Annotated in this window: 14 protein-coding genes; all 14 read right to left on the bottom strand. The window is 37.5% G+C overall.

The annotated features are described in order from the left end of the window. Window positions 1-22 precede the first annotated feature (22 nt). The 14 genes from E0E32_RS19730 to E0E32_RS19795 all read right to left on the bottom strand — a co-directional run bounded on the left by E0E32_RS19730 (window position 23) and on the right by E0E32_RS19795 (window position 17,816). The gene (locus E0E32_RS19730; RefSeq protein ID WP_130860593.1) at window positions 23-436 is read right to left on the bottom strand and encodes a hypothetical protein; all 414 of its coding nucleotides are present in this window, start codon (window positions 434-436) and stop codon (window positions 23-25) included. 170 nt (window positions 437-606) lie between these two features. Continuing rightward, window positions 607-2,457: a glycoside hydrolase family 66 protein gene (locus E0E32_RS19735; protein ID WP_286172009.1), complete on the bottom strand. Its 1,851-nt coding sequence runs from the start codon at window positions 2,455-2,457 to the stop codon at window positions 607-609. Window positions 2,458-2,536: 79 nt separating this feature from the next. Beyond that, window positions 2,537-3,163 carry a YesL family protein gene (locus tag E0E32_RS19740; RefSeq protein ID WP_130860594.1) on the bottom strand — a complete coding sequence of 209 codons (627 nt, stop codon included), beginning with the start codon at window positions 3,161-3,163 and terminating at the stop codon, window positions 2,537-2,539. Window positions 3,164-3,179: 16 nt separating this feature from the next. Next, complete coding sequence (locus tag E0E32_RS19745) at window positions 3,180-4,073, bottom strand: carbohydrate ABC transporter permease (protein ID WP_130860595.1); 894 nt, start codon at window positions 4,071-4,073, stop codon at window positions 3,180-3,182. Window positions 4,074-4,085: 12 nt separating this feature from the next. Beyond that, window positions 4,086-4,940, bottom strand: coding sequence for an ABC transporter permease (locus tag E0E32_RS19750; protein ID WP_130860918.1), 855 nt, complete (start codon window positions 4,938-4,940; stop codon window positions 4,086-4,088). Between the two features lie 124 nt (window positions 4,941-5,064). After that, window positions 5,065-6,741 carry an extracellular solute-binding protein gene (locus tag E0E32_RS19755; RefSeq protein ID WP_130860596.1) on the bottom strand — a complete coding sequence of 559 codons (1,677 nt, stop codon included), beginning with the start codon at window positions 6,739-6,741 and terminating at the stop codon, window positions 5,065-5,067. A gap of 232 nt (window positions 6,742-6,973) precedes the next feature. Then, the gene (locus E0E32_RS19760) at window positions 6,974-8,680 is read right to left on the bottom strand and encodes a cache domain-containing sensor histidine kinase (RefSeq protein WP_130860597.1); all 1,707 of its coding nucleotides are present in this window, start codon (window positions 8,678-8,680) and stop codon (window positions 6,974-6,976) included. Further along, window positions 8,681-10,237 carry a response regulator transcription factor gene (locus E0E32_RS19765; RefSeq protein WP_130860598.1) on the bottom strand — a complete coding sequence of 519 codons (1,557 nt, stop codon included), beginning with the start codon at window positions 10,235-10,237 and terminating at the stop codon, window positions 8,681-8,683. 307 nt (window positions 10,238-10,544) lie between these two features. Further along, window positions 10,545-12,227: a glycoside hydrolase family 13 protein gene (locus tag E0E32_RS19770; RefSeq protein ID WP_066190119.1), complete on the bottom strand. Its 1,683-nt coding sequence runs from the start codon at window positions 12,225-12,227 to the stop codon at window positions 10,545-10,547. An 18-nt stretch (window positions 12,228-12,245) separates the two neighbouring features. Continuing rightward, window positions 12,246-13,565, bottom strand: a complete 1,320-nt coding sequence (locus tag E0E32_RS19775) for a class-II fumarase/aspartase family protein (protein WP_130860599.1) — start codon at window positions 13,563-13,565, stop codon at window positions 12,246-12,248. A 96-nt stretch (window positions 13,566-13,661) separates the two neighbouring features. Beyond that, on the bottom strand, window positions 13,662-14,480 hold the full coding sequence (locus E0E32_RS19780; RefSeq protein ID WP_066190114.1) for a carbohydrate ABC transporter permease: 819 nt from the start codon (window positions 14,478-14,480) through the stop codon (window positions 13,662-13,664). Between the two features lies 1 nt (window position 14,481). After that, the gene (locus tag E0E32_RS19785; RefSeq protein ID WP_066190111.1) at window positions 14,482-15,342 is read right to left on the bottom strand and encodes a carbohydrate ABC transporter permease; all 861 of its coding nucleotides are present in this window, start codon (window positions 15,340-15,342) and stop codon (window positions 14,482-14,484) included. 53 nt (window positions 15,343-15,395) lie between these two features. Next, window positions 15,396-16,625 (bottom strand): ABC transporter substrate-binding protein, encoded by a 1,230-nt coding sequence (locus E0E32_RS19790; protein ID WP_130860600.1) that lies wholly within the window; start codon window positions 16,623-16,625, stop codon window positions 15,396-15,398. A gap of 183 nt (window positions 16,626-16,808) precedes the next feature. Further along, entirely contained in the window at window positions 16,809-17,816 is a 1,008-nt protein-coding gene (locus tag E0E32_RS19795; protein WP_130860601.1) for a LacI family DNA-binding transcriptional regulator, read from the bottom strand. Window positions 17,817-18,090: the final 274 nt, after the last annotated feature.

Raw genomic sequence — 18,090 nt, forward strand, 5'->3', positions numbered from 1 at the left:
CATGTAAATTCTTTAATTGGTATTATTTTTGCATAAACTTCATTTTTTCAGCTTCTCGGACCGGTGGACTAGATTCTCCTTGATTTCCATTCCAATACATCTTTACCTTTGCTCCTGTATCAAAATCATTCTCCTTATACAAATCTGGTGGAACATTATAATAGGCACCGTCATTTTCCCGAGCTAAATCTTCTAATTCATCTTTTGTTTTTTCGGCAATATCAACACCTTCAATATCAGGTATCACTAACATGTAATACCATTCAGCGTAAGCATCATCATCGTTCGGTTCCTCAGGATCCCTGATACTTACAACAACACCTTCTTGCTCTTCCAAATTATCGACATCTGTATGATTCTGTTGGTCACCAGCCTCACATCCTGCCAGTGAAACACCTAACAGAAAAGGAACAACAAGTAGAAACACTCGTTTCATGCAATGATTCCTCCCCGAGAAATAAAACTTCGCTTCATGCAAAAATCAATTGCTTCCATTCGATTCTCTTATATACTAACATAAAAAAACAAATCATAAAATTGCAGGCGATGATTACTCATCTACCTGCAGTTCCAAAAGAAATCAACGCTAAATTTGGACGATGACCTTTATTTCTTTTTCATATACAGCATATTCCAATATTCAAGAGACGGAATCTCAACAAGTACATAATCTCCATCTTCATCTGTACCTGTCCCCATAGAAAGCTCAACACTACGATTCTGATTCATATCAGGGGAGGCAAGCCAAACTGATTCAACTTCCTCGTTTATATAATATTTAACCTGATAATTATCAATTAAAGTTGGGGTTTCCTTTACTCCTTCGTTAGCTCGCCAATCATTATTATTTACACCCAAAAGATTGATCATATGCACGATTTCATAATCATCATCCTCTTTCGCATATGTCCAAACGCTATCTGGATCTCCATTTATTGAATTATCATAATCCATTATATCAATACGATTATCTATATTTTTTTGGCCATCCCTCAATAAATTTTCATAAATCACTACAAAATCATATAATTGTTCTATTCTATTTTGAAGTTCTTCATCCATAGAAAGATGCTGAGCTGGAAAATATTCGTTACTTAACATATGGTTCCCGTCCCCTAATTCCATACGTGATCCTCCTGCAGCATATGCGGAAATACTTGTTAGCATCACAGAGGCAGTGTTGAAAGTAGCTCCTGAGTTTAACTCCCCATAATCATAGTTCATGTAAGCTGGGACAACTAAAGACTTGCCATCACTTTGTTCTCTAGAAAGATCAATCACCTTTTTTAATGAATAATAATCATCATATAGCTCACCATCAAGATCGCGATCCCATGGCCAAATTTCGGTATAAAGCACATCTACATCACTAATATTCACATTTTCTATCCCTTGTGCACCGACCGGATTAAAGACTAAATATTTATCTTCTGGTAAAGATGCTTTTGCTCGGTTTAAAAAATCCGTATACGTATCTTTCACATATAACGTACGCCCATCCTCTGTTTGCATTTCTCCCCATTCACCAACCGTATCAGAGTGCCAGCCATCGAAATCAAACATCTCAAACACTTCATTTGTTCTAGAAAATATATAATTTTGCCAGTCCTCATTACTCATATCAAAAAAATATAAATAAGCCGAACCAGACATATTAAATTTAAAATGACCTTCTCCACTATCGTTATCATTAGAATAGTATAAAGCCCAATCTTGCTCAACTCCATCTTCCTCATATCCATCTACTGCAGCATAAGCCATGTTGTATGGCAGGTTTACCATATTAGCTGCCTGAGCATCTTGAATATAATTACGTATAGATTCGGCAAAAATCGGTCTACCTGACCAATCAAGCCAAGACTCTTGCTCCCGATCATCTGGAATCGGCTTATGATGCTTGTACTTCCAATCATAATATTCCAATGCATTAATATTTCTATTCTTTAATATGTCTATCTTGTCTGTTGTCTTAACTCCCTCGGTAAAATCCCATACGTACCCATATCGAGGAAATTTCGTCCAAGTTGACGACACATCTACAGCTTTTGTATCTGTATCTATCACTTCATTTTCCTGATCTACCAATTCTAAATCTAAAAGATAACCCTTGAAATCCTCTCCTGGAGAATGCCAGTCAACTTGAATTACCTTCTCTTCATTTGGTTCTAAGTCAAAAGTAGTACTTATGTCGTCATCAACGGTTGTTTCTAAATGTGATGAGGTTAATTCCAGACTGAGATTCTGAATTGCATAATCTTCAAAATTTTCCACCGTTATTTCTAAGTGAACCGCAGAACCAGGATCATACATAGCTTTATCTGTTTGAACAGCATTAATTTGAGGTTTCTTCATTTCTTCCCTACTTTCTTCTTTAGAAGTACACCCTAATAAGATAATAAAACTAGCTACTATATAGACAATAAACAACATAATGCGTTTGATTTTGTGATTTAACATTATGACCTCCATACAATTATATTTTATTTTTGAATGAAAGGATTGATTATATCAGCATGAAAAGGCATAGAAATTAGATTCATTTAACTTCATATTTCTCAAATAAATTTCGCATCATAAAGGAAGAGATATAAGCTACAAAAGCAAAGCCGATAAATATATATAGATAAAAAAATATCACTAAAAAGGCAGGCGAAAAAAGTGCCAAAATAGCTGGTCCCAATACTAGACAGCAAGTTAACAAAGTTACATAAGAATTAGCTAGACATAGCTTTAATATGCTTACATAGGCTTCTTTTAGCGTACATGTATATCGAGCTATATAAGGAAAGATAAACACAAAATAAATAGAGCAAATGAGGGAAAACAAGATTAATCCCATTAAGATAAACACAGAAAAATCACCTGTATATAGAGGGAAGAGTATATAATTTAACGCTAAAATTATACTTGTGATAACTAACGTCGCCCATACTATGGTACTCTGTTTAAAATTAGATTTAAACGCTTGCCAAAATCCATGTACTATTCGCCCCTCTTCTCCTCGAACCATTTTTAACGTGACAGCATAAAGTGCACTCATAGATGCCCCCATTGTCAACAGTGGGACACTGCACAAAACAAATAGTACATTCAATAGAGCTAGTTCTACCCCTCTCATTAAAAAGCGATAAACTGGCCCATCTAATCTTAATATGCCTTCCATTTAATCATCTCCTCGATTACTCTTTCACTGACCCTACCACAATACCTGTTACAAAATATTTTTGCAGAAAAGGATAAATAACTAATAAAGGAATGGTGGAAACAACAATTTTAGCAGCATTTAGGTTTCGATTAGAAACTTCTGCAATATTTTGTAGGGCATCGCTATTTGTTCCTGACCTTACTAACTCAGCGATATCAATGGTAAGTGACTGAATATAAGTCATAATCGGGTAATTGCTAACCTGAGTCATGTAAATTAACCCTGTCATAAAGTCATTCCACCCGCCTACAATACTAAATAATGCTACAGTGGCCAGAGCTGGTAAAGAGACTGGTATATAAACTCTGAGCAAAATTTGTAGTGGACTGGCTCCATCAATAATGGCTGCCTCTTCCAGTGATTTTGGCACGCCAACAAAAAAGTTCATAATCAAAATAACACTAAAAATTGGCACAGCTCCCGGTAAGACTAATACCCAAATCGTATCCAAAAGATTGAGATTACGAATCACAATATAAGTTGGGATTAAACCACCATTAAACAGCATTGCAAAAATAATTATATTCATATAAATATTTCTTCCCTTAAACTTTTGTTTCGTCTTAGATAATGGATAAGCCATTAACACAATCAATATCAGATTAATGATGAGGGCTAATACCACTCGTTGGACAGATATTGCAAAAGAACGCCAAAACTGCGCATCCTCCATAATCATTTCATAAGCCCTCGTTGAAAAGTTAATCGGCTTCAGTCCTACTAAATTAGCTGCTACTGCTTCCCCGCTACTAAAAGAAATTGCAACGATATTCCACAGAGGCAACAGACATATTAAACCTAAAAATATTACGATAAAATAGATGATTAATTTCCCAATTTTACTGGAAAGTGTATTCCCTTCCACCATCTTAGACCCTCCTTAGAACAATTTTCTATCGGTGTATTTCTTGGCTATATTGTTGGCAGATAGAATAAGAATCAATCCAATCACTGATTTAAACAGACCAACAGCCGCTCCAAAGCTGTAATCACGTCCAATTAAGCCCACCCGATAGACATAAGTATCAATCGTATCTCCCGTCTCGTAAACTACTGGTGAATAGAGATTATATACCTGATCAAACCCGCCATCTAATACACTAGGCAGACTTAAGATCGCCAATAGTAAGATAATGGGAAGCATACCTGGCAGGGTGATATGCCAAACACGTTTCCACCAATTAGCCCCATCCATACTGGCCGCCTCGTGCAACCCTGGATCAACTGAAGCAATAGCCGCTAAATAAATGACTGAGTTAAAGCCAAATTCTTTCCAAACATCGGAGCCTATTAATAATGGTTGAAACCATGTATTACTTCCTAGGAAATTAATTTTCTCTAACCCTATAAAACTCATAATCTGATTTACCGTTCCATCGAGATTAAATAAATTAACAACTACTGTTGCCAAAACAACCCATGATAAAAAGTGTGGTAAATATACAATCGTCTGCACTGATTTTTTTAGGAATTTCAATCGAATTTCATTTAATAAAATCGCAAAAATAATAGCTAATAATGAACTGAAAATTATTTTTCCTAATGCAATCACAATGGTGTTACGAAAGACCTTTCCTATGTCAGGAAGATTGAACATATACTGAAAATGATCCAATCCTAGGAACTCTGAGCCAAAAAAGCCTCTTGCCGGTACGAAATCTTGAAAAGCCATAATGATACCAAACATTGGTGTAAAATTGAAAATAAGCAGAAATATCATACCGGGAATTAACATAGCGTGATAAGTAAGTCTTTCCTTTTTCACATCTTTTTTACGTTCTCGTATCTGCTGATTATGTACCTTCACCTTACATACCTCCCAATCAGAAGGACTGTGTACACAGCCCTTCTTCCATTGCTTATTCCTGTTTAGCTAATTCCTCTTCCACTTCTGCTAATTCTTCATCTCCACCTTGGTTGTGCCATTTCTCTACGAAGGTATCAAAATAATCCACTGGTTCTGCTCCTGTTACTATCTTAATAAAATCTTCTTCTTCCATTTTTAATAAATTAGCTCCTTTTTGCTCCATAGTTGGCGTTGTACCCACATAAGCAGGTTCCACCCAATTAAATCGATCTTCTTCTGTTAACTTATTCATTAAGCCCCAGCCTAACATACGAGAATGATATTGAGACCAACTGGATGTTGTTGCGTTTTCAGGGTCCTCCAGATAGGCTTCAACTGCTTCCGCATTGGATCTTACTGCTGGGTTAACAATTTCATCAATGGACATTTCTCCATTGATTACTGCTTTAACATCTTGATAGTCGGATAACGAACTATCCGAAAAATTCACTTCAATATTTAATGGTCTTGCAGAGCCATCGACTCCTTGTTCAAGGTAATCAGCAACTTCGGGGTAATTTGTTTCCATGTCTGCTTCATTTTTTAAATCATCATAGAAAAGATTTAACATCTCTATTGCCAGTTCAGGATGTTCATATCCCTTACGAATAACTACAAAAGAACCAGTCGGATCCTCTCTGAATACATTTACATTCCCATTCTCATCACCTAATGCATATGCTTCAAATTCTGCATTATCGTCCATCTCTTTAACTGTTGATAATGCCCAATCTGGCAAATGCCATGGACCAGTTGCAATACCTGCTTGCCCGTTGGTGAGTAATGTAAGAATATCATCGAACGATCTTGTTCCAAATTGTGGATCAAGGATTCCTTGTTCAAACCAATCGTGTAATACAGCCAGTCCTTCTTTTGTCCCTTCCGATGTGCTCCCATGTGTTACATTTCCCTCTTCACCGACTATATGTTTTCGCGGATGCCCATCAAAAACGCCAGCAATCGAGTTCATGGTAAATGCTGCTCCTCCATAATCTCCAGCATTCAAATAAGGTGCCAATGGTATACCTACTGGATTGCCAGAATCTCCAGGATCATTTTCGACAAAAGTTGCTGCCGTTTCTTCCAACTCATCTAAGGTGATAACACTATCCCCATCCGCATCTAATTCTATATTCAATTCATCTAGCCAATCGGATCGAATCCAAACGATTTGTGGTGCAGTAGATCCAATCGTTCCTGGAATTGCCATTAATTGGTCGTCGAATGTAGCATCAGATAATGGTCGATTATCATAAGAACTATAAATATCTTTTATATAGTCACTTGCATTATTTTCATATACATCTGTTAAATCTTCTACCAAGTCATTATCAACTAAATCTTGTAGCTCGTCCCGTGTACTAACTACCATCATATCTGGCAGATCCCCACCTGAAATAGCTAAAGCAACTTGTCTGTCGTAATCTTCTCCTTCTGCCTCAAAAGAGTTGCGGATTTCTACATTTAACTCTTCTTCAACTAGACGTGTATATGCATTGTCTTCATAGGTGTCACCTTCAGGAAACTTTGGATTCGCTGTTGTCGTTCGTCCAATATTAATTACGGTTTTACCGTCTTCTGTGGTAGTTTCCTCTCCATCAGAAGAACTTTGCACGCAGCCTATTAACGTTCCAAATAAAATAAATAATAAAAACAGTAAACCAAACTTCCTTAGTGAATTCGCTATCATTTTCGTGCCTCCCTAGTATTGTTCTTCTCTAAATCATGGCCATGGAGTTTAGATACGTTTATTTTAATGGATAGGTGCCCAATCTAAAATATAAAATAATCCGTTTTCATATAACTTTTTCCGGAATATTTCGATCATGAATTTTTATCTTGAAACAATAAAACTCCACAAGCAGTGACTTGTGGAACACAGTTACTTTAAATACAATTATGCCCATATATAAGTACATACATTACTTATTCTGAATAATTGGTATCTTCATTAATACTTTAGTATATTTATTTAATTCACTTTGGTAACTTAAACCATAAGTCTCACCATAATAAAGCCGGATCCGATCATGAACATTCTTCACGCCGTAGCCTGTTGTTTTTTTTGTGAGAATCGTATCTAATGTTTTCTGATTAATCCCTTTACCGTTATCCATTATCTCAAAAAATAATTGATTGTTTTGTTGTGTAGCTTTGATTTCTAAGACTCTTTTCCCTTCTATAATTTTATGATCAAGTCCATGCATAATTGCATTTTCCACTAAGGGCTGCAAGAGCAAGTTTAACATCGAGTAATCAAGAATATTTGAGTCAATATCATAATTTACCTCAAAGGAATCCGAGTGCATTAATCGTTGGATATCAATGTATGATCTTACATTATCTATTTCATTTTTTACTTGGATTATACTCTTCCCTTTATTCAATGTCGTCCGGTAAAAAGTCGATAAATGTTGCGCCATTTGACTTATCTCTTCTTGATCGGCCATGATTGCTTTGCTATTAATCAATGAAAGGCTATTATAAAAGAAATGTGGATTGATTTGAGCCTGTAATGCCTTCATTTCATATTTCTGTTCAGCAATTTTACTCTTATACACTTGGTTAATCATATCATTTACTTTATAAACCATCTGACCAAATTGATGAATAAGACTCCCTATCTCATCTGTCCCTTGATTATGGAATGTAACGGATAAATCGCCTTTTTCGACTTGTTCCATATTCTTCGACAATTTCTCCAATGGACGTACCACTACTTTGGCTAATAAAAAAATAGACAGTAACATGATCACTACAGCAAATAATATCACCATAATAACAGTTAGCCTCATTGGGAATGTAGCAGCAGAGATATTAGACATGGGACGATATAAGTGAACGGTCCACTGATAAGAGGACAGAGTTGCTTGTTCACCGACAAATTCCTTATCCAATTCGCCATTAATTATCTCACTTATCTTATCCGAATTTAAGAAAGATTCATCAGAGAAATCATTATACACATATACAGGCTTGTCGCTGCTGTCTAAAATGACTACACCATAATCTTCATCGAATAGATCAGCGAATGGTGAAAAAAACTGCTCGTAGTCAATATTCATTTCAATAATGTTATGAAATGGTCTGTTGCTGTTATCAAATATACGATAAAATATTTTCAGGAAATTCTTATCAGTAGGAACCGTCATATCAACTTCCCTTGACTCTACCATTTCATCAAACCATTTTTCATCCCTAATATCTGATAGTGGTCGAAGGAAACGACCGTATGGATTCATTTGGTTATCTGTGTAAATCGTCAATGACTGAATATCTGATTGTAACGATAAAGTAGTAAATAACTGTGGATGAAGGGTATCTGCATAAAACTGATACATCTGATAGTTATTGTTATAATCTGCTGTAAGTCCTGTCCGTATTTCATCATTCCAAGCGATTTGATTAATCAAACCAAAATAGTTGTTAATTTTGTAATCTATATTCTGCATCGATTGATTAAGAGTCTCATCTAAATTCTCTTTTTCTCGTGTGACAAGCAGTTCTTGCACCTGTTTATACCAAATACTTCCTAACATAATCATGGGCAATCCGCAGGCGATCACGCAAATGGTGAGTATCTTTTTTCTGAATTTTAAATTAATAAAGCCTTGTTTTATTTTGCTCATTTATTCCATTCCATCCTCTGTTTTATTCATTTCACGATATTTTTTTGGACTTACACCATAATGTTCACGGAAATTCTTGATAAAATAAGAAACACTATTATAACCAACTGCCTTACTTATATCATTAACCTTTCTATTTGTATCACGTAATAATTCTTTTGTTTTGGCCATCCGGACATTTTTTATATACTTGTTAATTCCAAAACCTGTTTCTTGTCTAAATCTATCACTTAAATAACCAGGAGATAAATATACTTTTTCTGCTAACAACTCCAAACTGAGGTCGACATCAATATGATCATGAATATATTGTTGAACGATACGAATATTATTATTGGAAGAATTTTTTTCTTCATTTAGTTTTTGGACCACTTGTTGAGTAATTTTTGTTATCGAGTGTTTAATATCTTTAAAATGTGTATAAGTATACAAACATTCAATTTCTTTGTTTATTTTTTCACTTTGATAGGACGGTAATACCTTGGCCAAGTTTTGAAATAGCTTCGAAAATAAAAACCGAATATAGACGTGGGAAGTTCCCATATGCTTCTCGTGTTTGTGTATCAATTGATTAATTTGCTCCTTTAATTTATTGGTATCCATTTGCTGGATGGCATTTTCTATATTGATTATTAGCGCCTCATCTTCTGCCATAAATGATCGAGTGGTTGTAGTAATCGAATCGATTGGATAAACATACGTATGCGGGTGAAAGAAACGGTCATCTAGATATTGATCCAGTTGGTTATATGTTTGAAAGATACTATCTTTTGTTTTCATCTCTTCACTAACAGAAAAAAAGCAATTAATTCCATATACTTTATATAATTGCTGATGGATATTTTCACCCAATTGCCTGTAAGAAATTAGTTTATTCGGATTATCTTTAAAAAGTAAGATCACTTGACTGGGATTTAAATGGATCAAATCATAAGTAGTATTAGGTATGATTTTGCTTATTTCCTCATCAAATTGCAAATTTTCTCTTTCAGATAATGTATTCCAGAAAGATTGATCTGAATGAATAAGAAGCATTCGATTATAATCATTTAAAAAAGAAAAATTCAAATAAGCATGCTCCTTCTCTAACATTTCAATCGGTGTTTGATTGATTATCCGATACAAAATATGTTTTTTAATAAACTCTTCATTGAACTTTTTATCTTCTTGTTCTGTCTTATAAGTTTGAAGATTTTCAGATACTTTCTCCATTGTTTCTTTGAATTCACTAGGTTTTACTGGTTTCAAAATATAATTATCTGCCCCTAATATAAGCGCTTTCTTTACATAACTAAAATCATCATGTCCACTAAAAAAAATTATTTCTATCTTAGGAAATAGCTTTCTCACGCATGTGACTAACTCTATTCCATCTATAAAAGGCATTTTAACATCTGTAATCAATAAATCTACAGAACTTTTTTTTAAAACATCCAATGCCTCTTTGCCATTTGCTGCCTCTTTAATTTGAAATGGAAAGTTATATTTATTTAACAAGAAGTGAATGACATCTCTTTCAGCTTTTTCATCATCTACAATTAAAATTTGATACATCATTCTCACTCTCTTCTCCTAAGCTTAAGTTCACCATTCTTATGTTTCACGCCTTTGACTGTTATTGATTAAAATCCAGTTAAGTAATTCTAATTTTCTTGTCATGCTATAGACTTTAATTTATTGCTTTTTTAAAGAGAATTCGCTTTCATTTTTATTAACCATCTCACATGCGTCTAAACAAAATTTAATTGCTTGACCTGACTGACACGACTTCACAATAAAAAAAGAATTAGAGTATCCTTATATACCAACACAAAACATGTAATAAAACGGCAAAAGATGGCCTCGCCACCTCCTGCCGTTTCCATTAAACCCCTTTATAAACCCTTGCCTCATACGGTTTTAATGTAAAGGCTGGCAATGAATCAGCGGCTGTCTGATCATAATTACTAATCAGCAGCTCCTCTGCTTGAAAGGACACATCACTTGGTAATTGGAAATCAACGGATTGATCACTAAAGTTGGTGATTACCAGCAGTTTTTCCCCCTCATCATGACGCAGATAAGCATAGATCTGCTCATGATCATCCAAAATCAGCTGATACTCTCCATAAACAATAATCGGGTGCGTCTTGCGTAATTGGATCAACTGACGGTAATAATGGTAAATAGATTGTTCATCGTCGACTGCTTGCTTGGCATTAATTTCTGGATAATTACCGTTCACCTTCAGCCATGGTGTGCCATCTGTAAAACCAGCATTTGCGGAATCATCCCACTGGAAAGGGGTTCGAGCATTATCTCTCCCTTTAACATAAATCGATTCCATCACCTGATCAGGGTCTGCATCCCCTTCGATTACTTTATCCTTGTACATGTTCAAGATTTCGATATCCTGATAGTCGTCAATCGAATCAAAGCGGACATTGGTCATCCCGATTTCTTCCCCTTGATAAATATAAGGTGTCCCTTGCAGCATATGCAAAAAGGTTCCGAGCATCTTCGCGGATTCGACGCGGTATATCTGATCATCTCCCCAGCGTGAAACGACGCGAGGCTGATCATGATTATTTAAGTAGAGACTATTCCAGCCAACACCATGAAGACCATTTTGCCATTTTGAAATACTGTCCTTCAGGTCACGTAACTGCAAGGGACGCAAATCCCATTTCCCTTCTGGACCAGAATCGAGATCCATATGTTCGAATTGAAAGACCATTTGCAGTTCTTCCCGTTCTGGATTGGTGTATTTTTTGGCTTCTTCTACATTAACACCCGGTGTTTCCCCAACTGTCATCACATCATATTTAGACAAGGCCTCTTGATTCATTTCATGTAAAAATTCATGTACGCGCGGACCGTTCATATAGTACGGTGAACCATCTCCATACTTATGTCCCTCCGGTTTAGCACCATCAGGCAATCCTGGCACCTTCGAAATCAGATTAATGACGTCCATGCGGAAGCCGTCTACCCCTTTATCCATCCACCAGCGCATCATCTGATATATTTCTTCGCGAAGGCGTGGATTTTCCCAGTTCAGATCGGGCTGTTTTTTACTAAATAGGTGTAAAAAATATTCTTCGCTTGCTTCATCGTATTCCCATGTGGAACCACTAAAAAAGGATTCCCAATTGTTCGGTGCTCCACCATCTTTGCCAGAACGCCAGATATAATAATCTCGATATGGATTATCCTTTGCTTTCTTTGCTTCCTGAAACCAGCGGTGCTCATCAGAAGAATGATTAACCACTAGATCCATCATTAATTTCATATCTCGCTGATGAATCCCTGCCAACATTTCTTCCCAATCGGCCATTGTGCCAAATTCGTCCATAATCGCTTGATAATCCGCAATATCATAACCATTATCATCATTTGGTGATTGGTAGACAGGGGACAGCCAAATCACGTCCACTCCTAAGTCTTGGAGATAATCCAGTTTTTCCGTAATACCGGGAATATCTCCAATGCCATCACCGTTGCTGTCATTAAAACTGCGAGGATAAATCTGATATACGACGCTTTCTTTCCACCATGCTTGTTTCATCTCTATCTCCTCCATTTTTTACTTATTATTCGCTATACTGCTGGCACGTTTACTTGCTTCTCTAGCTAATTGTGTACTCAAACCCGTATGGGTAGCTGGATCAAGCAATGTCTTTAATTCCTCTTTGCTAAAATAATAGTCAATTTGTGAATTCGCCAGCAATACTTGATAAAAAGTGAGCTCGCCTTCACTAGCAGCAACTTGATGGGCCGCGTCATGAACAATCGCATGGGCATGTTGACGCCCCATCGTTTCCGCCAGTTCCATCATAACCGCCTCTGCATTAATTAACCCTTTGGTAAGATCCAGATTGGTTCTCATTCGCTTTGGATAAACCTCCAAGTCTTGAAGCACTACATGCATGGCTTGATAAATCTCACTTGATAAAATAGTTGATTGCTCGATCGCCTGATTCAGCATTGCCGAACGTGTACCATCGACTTCATGAGATTGGATCATCGCCTCCAATGATGTAGGTACTAGCGCCCTTACTTGTGCTGCTTTTGTGACAATATCCATACAACGCTTAGCATTGCGTTTCTGAGGCATCGTCGAGCTTCCCACATCTCCTGCTGGTAAGCTCTCACTGACTTCGCCAAACTCATTTGCCATTAACCGTGAAATCTCCTCAGCGATCGAAGCAAAAGTCGATGATACCATGCCTAGCAACAGCATATATTCGGTAAAATGATCAACAATATTTCTAGCTGGCACTGCCATCGGTGAAAGTCCCAATTTTTCGGCAACACCAGATTGAACGGCAGGTCCTATCTCTCCTAAGCTGGCAAAATTTCCTACTGCTCCACCAGTCATCGATTGAAATAACCTTGGCTGTAATTGTTCCAAGCGTTCCATATGCCGCAATAAAGGATCTATCCATGTCGCCACCTTAAAGCCAAACGTAATCGGTACGGCTTGCTGCTGATGTGTTCTGCCTGCCATGATCGTATCGGCATGCTTGTCTGCCAGCTGCGCCATGTCTCCCGCAACAGCAACTAATTGCTTCACTAATTGGTGCACAGCATATTTCATGCCTAATACATCACCAGTTTGTTCGATGTTTTGCGTGGTGGCTCCCCAATGGACATAACCTCCCTCAGGATCGCCAACCACACGAGCGAATTCCTCGATCACTGGCACCATAAAATGGCTGGTTCTTTCTTGACCGTCTTTGATTTTCTCCAAATCCAGCAACGACACATCAGCGGATTGCCTGATTTTTTGTGCTGCGGTCTCAGGAATAAGTTTTAGTTCAGCTTGTGTCGAAGCTAAGGCAGCTTCTACCTCTAAATAACGTTGTAGTTTTGCTTCTAATGAAAATAGTTCCGTCATGTCCATCTAACATCTTCCTCCATTTGTAAGCTATCTATTTCTATTATAGGTGCTGGCACTTCCAAATAAAAGTGCGGAAGATGCTTTAAAAATCTTCATGCTTTATTTAAGTGATCCCCTCATTACACCACCGATAATCCATTTTTGCGCAAAGATATAGACAATAATCATTGGCAGCATCGCCATCAAGTATGAAGCAAAAGCCAAGTTATAATCGGTACTGAACTGCCCTTGGAAAGCATATTGTACTAACGGTAATGTATGCTGACTCGTATCACTTAAGATAACCAACGGAAGCATAAAGTCATTCCAAGCAAATAAAGCTGTCAGAATGGCGACTGTCGCATGCATCGGTTTCATTAGCGGAAAAATGATTCTCCAGAAAGTCTGCCAAGTACTTGCCCCATCGATGGTTGCTGCTTCCTCTAGCTGCGTTGGTATTGTCTTAAGAAAGCCAACATAAACAAACACGTTGAAGGCAAGCTGCATTACTACATTAAGAAATGCCAATCCGAGCAAATTATCGAGCCCCAGTATACTGGTTTGTTTCACAATCGGTAACATGATAATCGGAAACGGAATAAACATGGCACTGATAAAATAGAAATAGAGAAACTTATAAAACTTCTTGTGCATATTTCGTGCAATCGCATAAGCGACCAAGGAATGTGTTAACAACACAAGCACCACGGTAATTACGGTAACGGTCAAACTGTTTCCTAATGCACGAAAGAAATTGGTCATCTCAATCGCTGTTGCAAAATTATCAAACGACCAAGATTGCGGCAAAGCTAACAAGTTGCCTGACATTTCTTCGGGTGTTTTAAATGCGATGGTTATCGTTAAATACAATGGAAAGAAGATAAAAATCGAACCAAGTATTAATAAAGTGGTTACCTTCCAATTTGTTTTTCCCATCATGTTACTTCACCTCTCTTCGTTCAAGTACTCGTAGTTGAAAGATTGAAATGACAACGATCACGATAAAGTAGATCACGGCATTGGCTGATTGATAGGCAAACTCGCCGCCTTCAAAACCACCACGATAAATCAATAAGGATATCGATTCTGTCGCTTGTCCAGGACCACCATTCGTTAAGGCCACTACTTGATCAAATGCCATGAGGAAGTTCTTCATCGCTACCACCATATTAATCGTGAAAAATGGCGCGATTAATGGAAAAGTGATCTTCCAAAACTTAGCCCATGGTCCTGCTCCATCAATGTTAGCCGCTTCATATAATTCATTATCAATCGTTGACAAACCTGCTAAATAAAGCAATGTGTTAAACGCAGCTGACTGCCATACCGCTAGAGCAACAACGCCAAGCCATGCCAAATCTGGATTACCAAGAATATTAGAGGATAGGAATCCAATCCCCAGTGCTTCTCCCAAGTCTGGCAGTAAATGCGTAAACATAAACTTAAAGATATAACCTACAATTAACACACTTAATATAAAAGGGATAAAGTAAGTTGCACGTAAGGTCTTACGAAATTTAATATTAGCGTTCAACCCTAATGCAATAAGTAAACTGACAATGTTGACAAGAATGGTAGACGCGATGGCAAACTGAAAGGTAAAGCCATAGGAGCTTAAAGCCCGTCCGTCCTGAAACACATTCAAATAGTTGCTAAATCCTGTAAAATCCCACTCTCCATATCCTGCATAGTCGGTAAAACTATAAAATATACCCATTAAGACGGGATACGTATGAAAGGTGAAAAAGATGACGAGGGCTGGAATAACCATCAATAGATAGGTGCGATTTTTTTTCGCCACGATAACCTCTCCTTTGTATATTGATTTGAAATTTGTTTAAATAACTTGCTCATTTAACGATTAATGACCTTGTCCCATTCATTATCTAATGTTTGCAATGCACTTTGTTTATCTTTATCAATCAAAAAGCCTTGAATTAAATTTTCGGCAGATAACCCTGCAGGATAAAAGTGATCCGGAAAGCCAGTCAAACGATCTTCCTCAAAGTTCCCTCTGATCCCATCAAATATTGGATCTTCCTGCAACACTCCCTGAAAGGCAGAAAAGGCACTCTGTTCATCGATATAACGTTGAGCGATTTCCTGTTCAGCCATAAAATTGATAAACGTTAAAGCCTCTTCTTTATGATCTGTATCTTCACTAACCGTCAAGGCAACGTCCACACCTGAAACTAAATCATTTTCTTCCGCTTGATTACTAGATGGCAACGCAAAGGTACCGAGTTCCACATCAGGGTTGGCGCTTAAAACATCCGGAATTGCCCAGTTACCTTGAATATAAAAGACCCCTTCACCATTGGCAAAGCTGTTGTTGCCATCGTTATAACCAATACCAAAATTATCGGCACGCCCATAATCTAACAGCTGCAACATTTTATCAGCGACACTGTCATATGCTTCGACAAAGGTGGCCTGTCCCTCATTCTTAAGCTCAGGAAATTCCTCTGATACATCGTTACCTGCAATACCATTCCAGATCGGCATAGCAGTCCAGGCCTCCTGCAAGGTAAAATTAATCGGCAGTTCGCCTGCTTCGTCAGCTGTCTCTAATGCCGCAATAAACTCATCCCATGTTTGAGGAATCTCTATATCCAATTCCTCTACTTTTTGCTTATTATAGATAACGGTATTTGCATTAGTTGCGTAGGGAACACCGTATATACCATCATCCTCTGATCCTACTAACAACCCAAGCATTTCTAAGTAAGAAGGCTGCACCTTATCCAACACATCCGACTCCGAAAAGTCATGAAAAATCCCTGCACGAGCCAGTTCACCATATGTCGCATTTCCACCTATCGACATCACATCTGGCACATCTTCTTTTACTAATCTGGTTTTCAGTACGGTCTCAGCTTCTGGTGGGGCTTCTAGTTCTACATTAATATCAGGGTGCTGACGCTCGAACTCTTCAATTAAACCATTGTACGTGTCAAAATTCTCCGATTTATTGGAGAATAATTCAATTGTTACTTGTCCATCATCGCCTCCGCTACTGCAACCTGTTAACAATAAAGCGGTGATGACTCCTGCAGACGCTATTCCTTTCGTTATCCTTTTCATCTAAAATCCTCCATCCTATCTCATTTATTCGATGTTATTATTCCTATCATCCTCACTATCCGATTAAAAGATACCTCAAAAGTGCTGTGAAGATCTCAAGCATTTAACACACGCTTTTTCATTCCTTTTTAGCGTAAACGTTTACTATGTGAGTAAACGTTTACGCAACCAGCACACCCATAGTTATGTGGTTAATGATTGTACACTTTGTCTCTCAATGACGGTATGTGGAAAAATTCGACTCTCTACCGTCTTATGCGTGCCCAACATTTGAAAAATCATCTCCACTGCCTTTTTCCCCATTTCCACAGAAGGCTGTGCTACTGTTGTTAATGGCGGTGTACTCATTTCAGCCATTCTAAGATTATCATAACCAATCACCGAAAGCTGTTCAGGAACCTTGATATTCATCTGATAAGCGACAGAGAGCACACCTAAAGCAGCCTCATCACTAGCCGCAAAAACAGCAGTGATATCCGGGAACTGACCGATTAACTTAGTGAATCCTTTTACACCTTCTTCAAACGTAAAACCAGTGGGAACGATAGATGTCTCTGTCACTGGTAGATCATGGGCCTGCATCGCTGCAGTAAAACCATCTATCCTCGGCTGACCTGCAATACTATCTTCCCTGCTACCACTTACCATACCTATTTTTTTGTGCCCATTTTGAATCAAGTATTCCGTTGCACTATAAGCAGCACGACGATCATCCACTTTTACATATGGTACAGGATAGTCATAAGATTCTGTTGACAAAAGGACAATTGGCTTTCCCATATCCTTCATTAATTGATAATGTTCTTGCAATAACACTTCACTGGTAAATACAATCCCATCTACTTGCTTCTCTTGTAGTAACTGCAAATATTGGGTCGTTTTCTGTCCTTGTTGCTCTGTGTGACAGACGATGACACTTGATCCATAGGCATGAGTGACCTGTTCCATGCCACTAATAAAATCGGACATCAACATACTGGATATTTCCGGTACTAACACACCGATAGTATGAGTTCGCTTACTAATTAACCCACGCGCTACGCCATTGGGGTAGTATCCTAATTCTTCAATAACCTGCAATACCTTATCTTCCGTTTCCTTCGAAAATCCAGGCTTATGATTGAGGATTCTTGAAACGGTTGCAATGGATACATTCGCTTTTTTAGCTACATCCTTAATCGTCACAGTCATTATACATACCCCTTTTCCAACGTAAACGTTTACTAAAAAGATAATATCATGAAAAATAATGGATTGCAAGCGTGAGTTTTGATGAAAAAGCAAAGATATCTACTACTGCAAGCAGCACAACAGAGATCTCTTTATTCAACTTGTTTTGGTATCTTGTCTGTCAGTTTACGAAATATCGTTATATACGACATAAAACTTGTTGTATATAACAGCCGTCCCAAAGAACAGCATATCCATGAATGTCATTTCCTCGTCTCCACTCTTCCTTTAAAAA

It is taken from the genome of Gracilibacillus phocaeensis, assembly GCF_900626275.1.
GTDB lineage: Bacteria > Bacillota > Bacilli > Bacillales > Amphibacillaceae > Gracilibacillus > Gracilibacillus timonensis.

Bases quoted from the DNA above. Each gene is read 5' to 3' on its own strand.
- E0E32_RS19730 (WP_130860593.1), bottom strand. From the start codon at position 436: ATGAAACGAGTGTTTCTACTTGTTGTTCCTTTTCTGTTAGGTGTTTCA.
- E0E32_RS19735 (WP_286172009.1), bottom strand. From the start codon at position 2,457: ATGTTAAATCACAAAATCAAACGCATTATGTTGTTTATTGTCTATATA.
- E0E32_RS19740 (WP_130860594.1), bottom strand. From the start codon at position 3,163: ATGGAAGGCATATTAAGATTAGATGGGCCAGTTTATCGCTTTTTAATG.
- E0E32_RS19745 (WP_130860595.1), bottom strand. From the start codon at position 4,073: ATGGTGGAAGGGAATACACTTTCCAGTAAAATTGGGAAATTAATCATC.
- E0E32_RS19750 (WP_130860918.1), bottom strand. From the start codon at position 4,940: ATGTTAATTCCCGGTATGATATTTCTGCTTATTTTCAATTTTACACCA.
- E0E32_RS19755 (WP_130860596.1), bottom strand. From the start codon at position 6,741: ATGATAGCGAATTCACTAAGGAAGTTTGGTTTACTGTTTTTATTATTT.
- E0E32_RS19760 (WP_130860597.1), bottom strand. From the start codon at position 8,680: ATGAGCAAAATAAAACAAGGCTTTATTAATTTAAAATTCAGAAAAAAG.
- E0E32_RS19765 (WP_130860598.1), bottom strand. From the start codon at position 10,237: ATGATGTATCAAATTTTAATTGTAGATGATGAAAAAGCTGAAAGAGAT.
- E0E32_RS19770 (WP_066190119.1), bottom strand. From the start codon at position 12,227: ATGAAACAAGCATGGTGGAAAGAAAGCGTCGTATATCAGATTTATCCT.
- E0E32_RS19775 (WP_130860599.1), bottom strand. From the start codon at position 13,565: ATGGACATGACGGAACTATTTTCATTAGAAGCAAAACTACAACGTTAT.
- E0E32_RS19780 (WP_066190114.1), bottom strand. From the start codon at position 14,480: ATGATGGGAAAAACAAATTGGAAGGTAACCACTTTATTAATACTTGGT.
- E0E32_RS19790 (WP_130860600.1), bottom strand. From the start codon at position 16,625: ATGAAAAGGATAACGAAAGGAATAGCGTCTGCAGGAGTCATCACCGCT.
- E0E32_RS19795 (WP_130860601.1), bottom strand. From the start codon at position 17,816: ATGACTGTGACGATTAAGGATGTAGCTAAAAAAGCGAATGTATCCATT.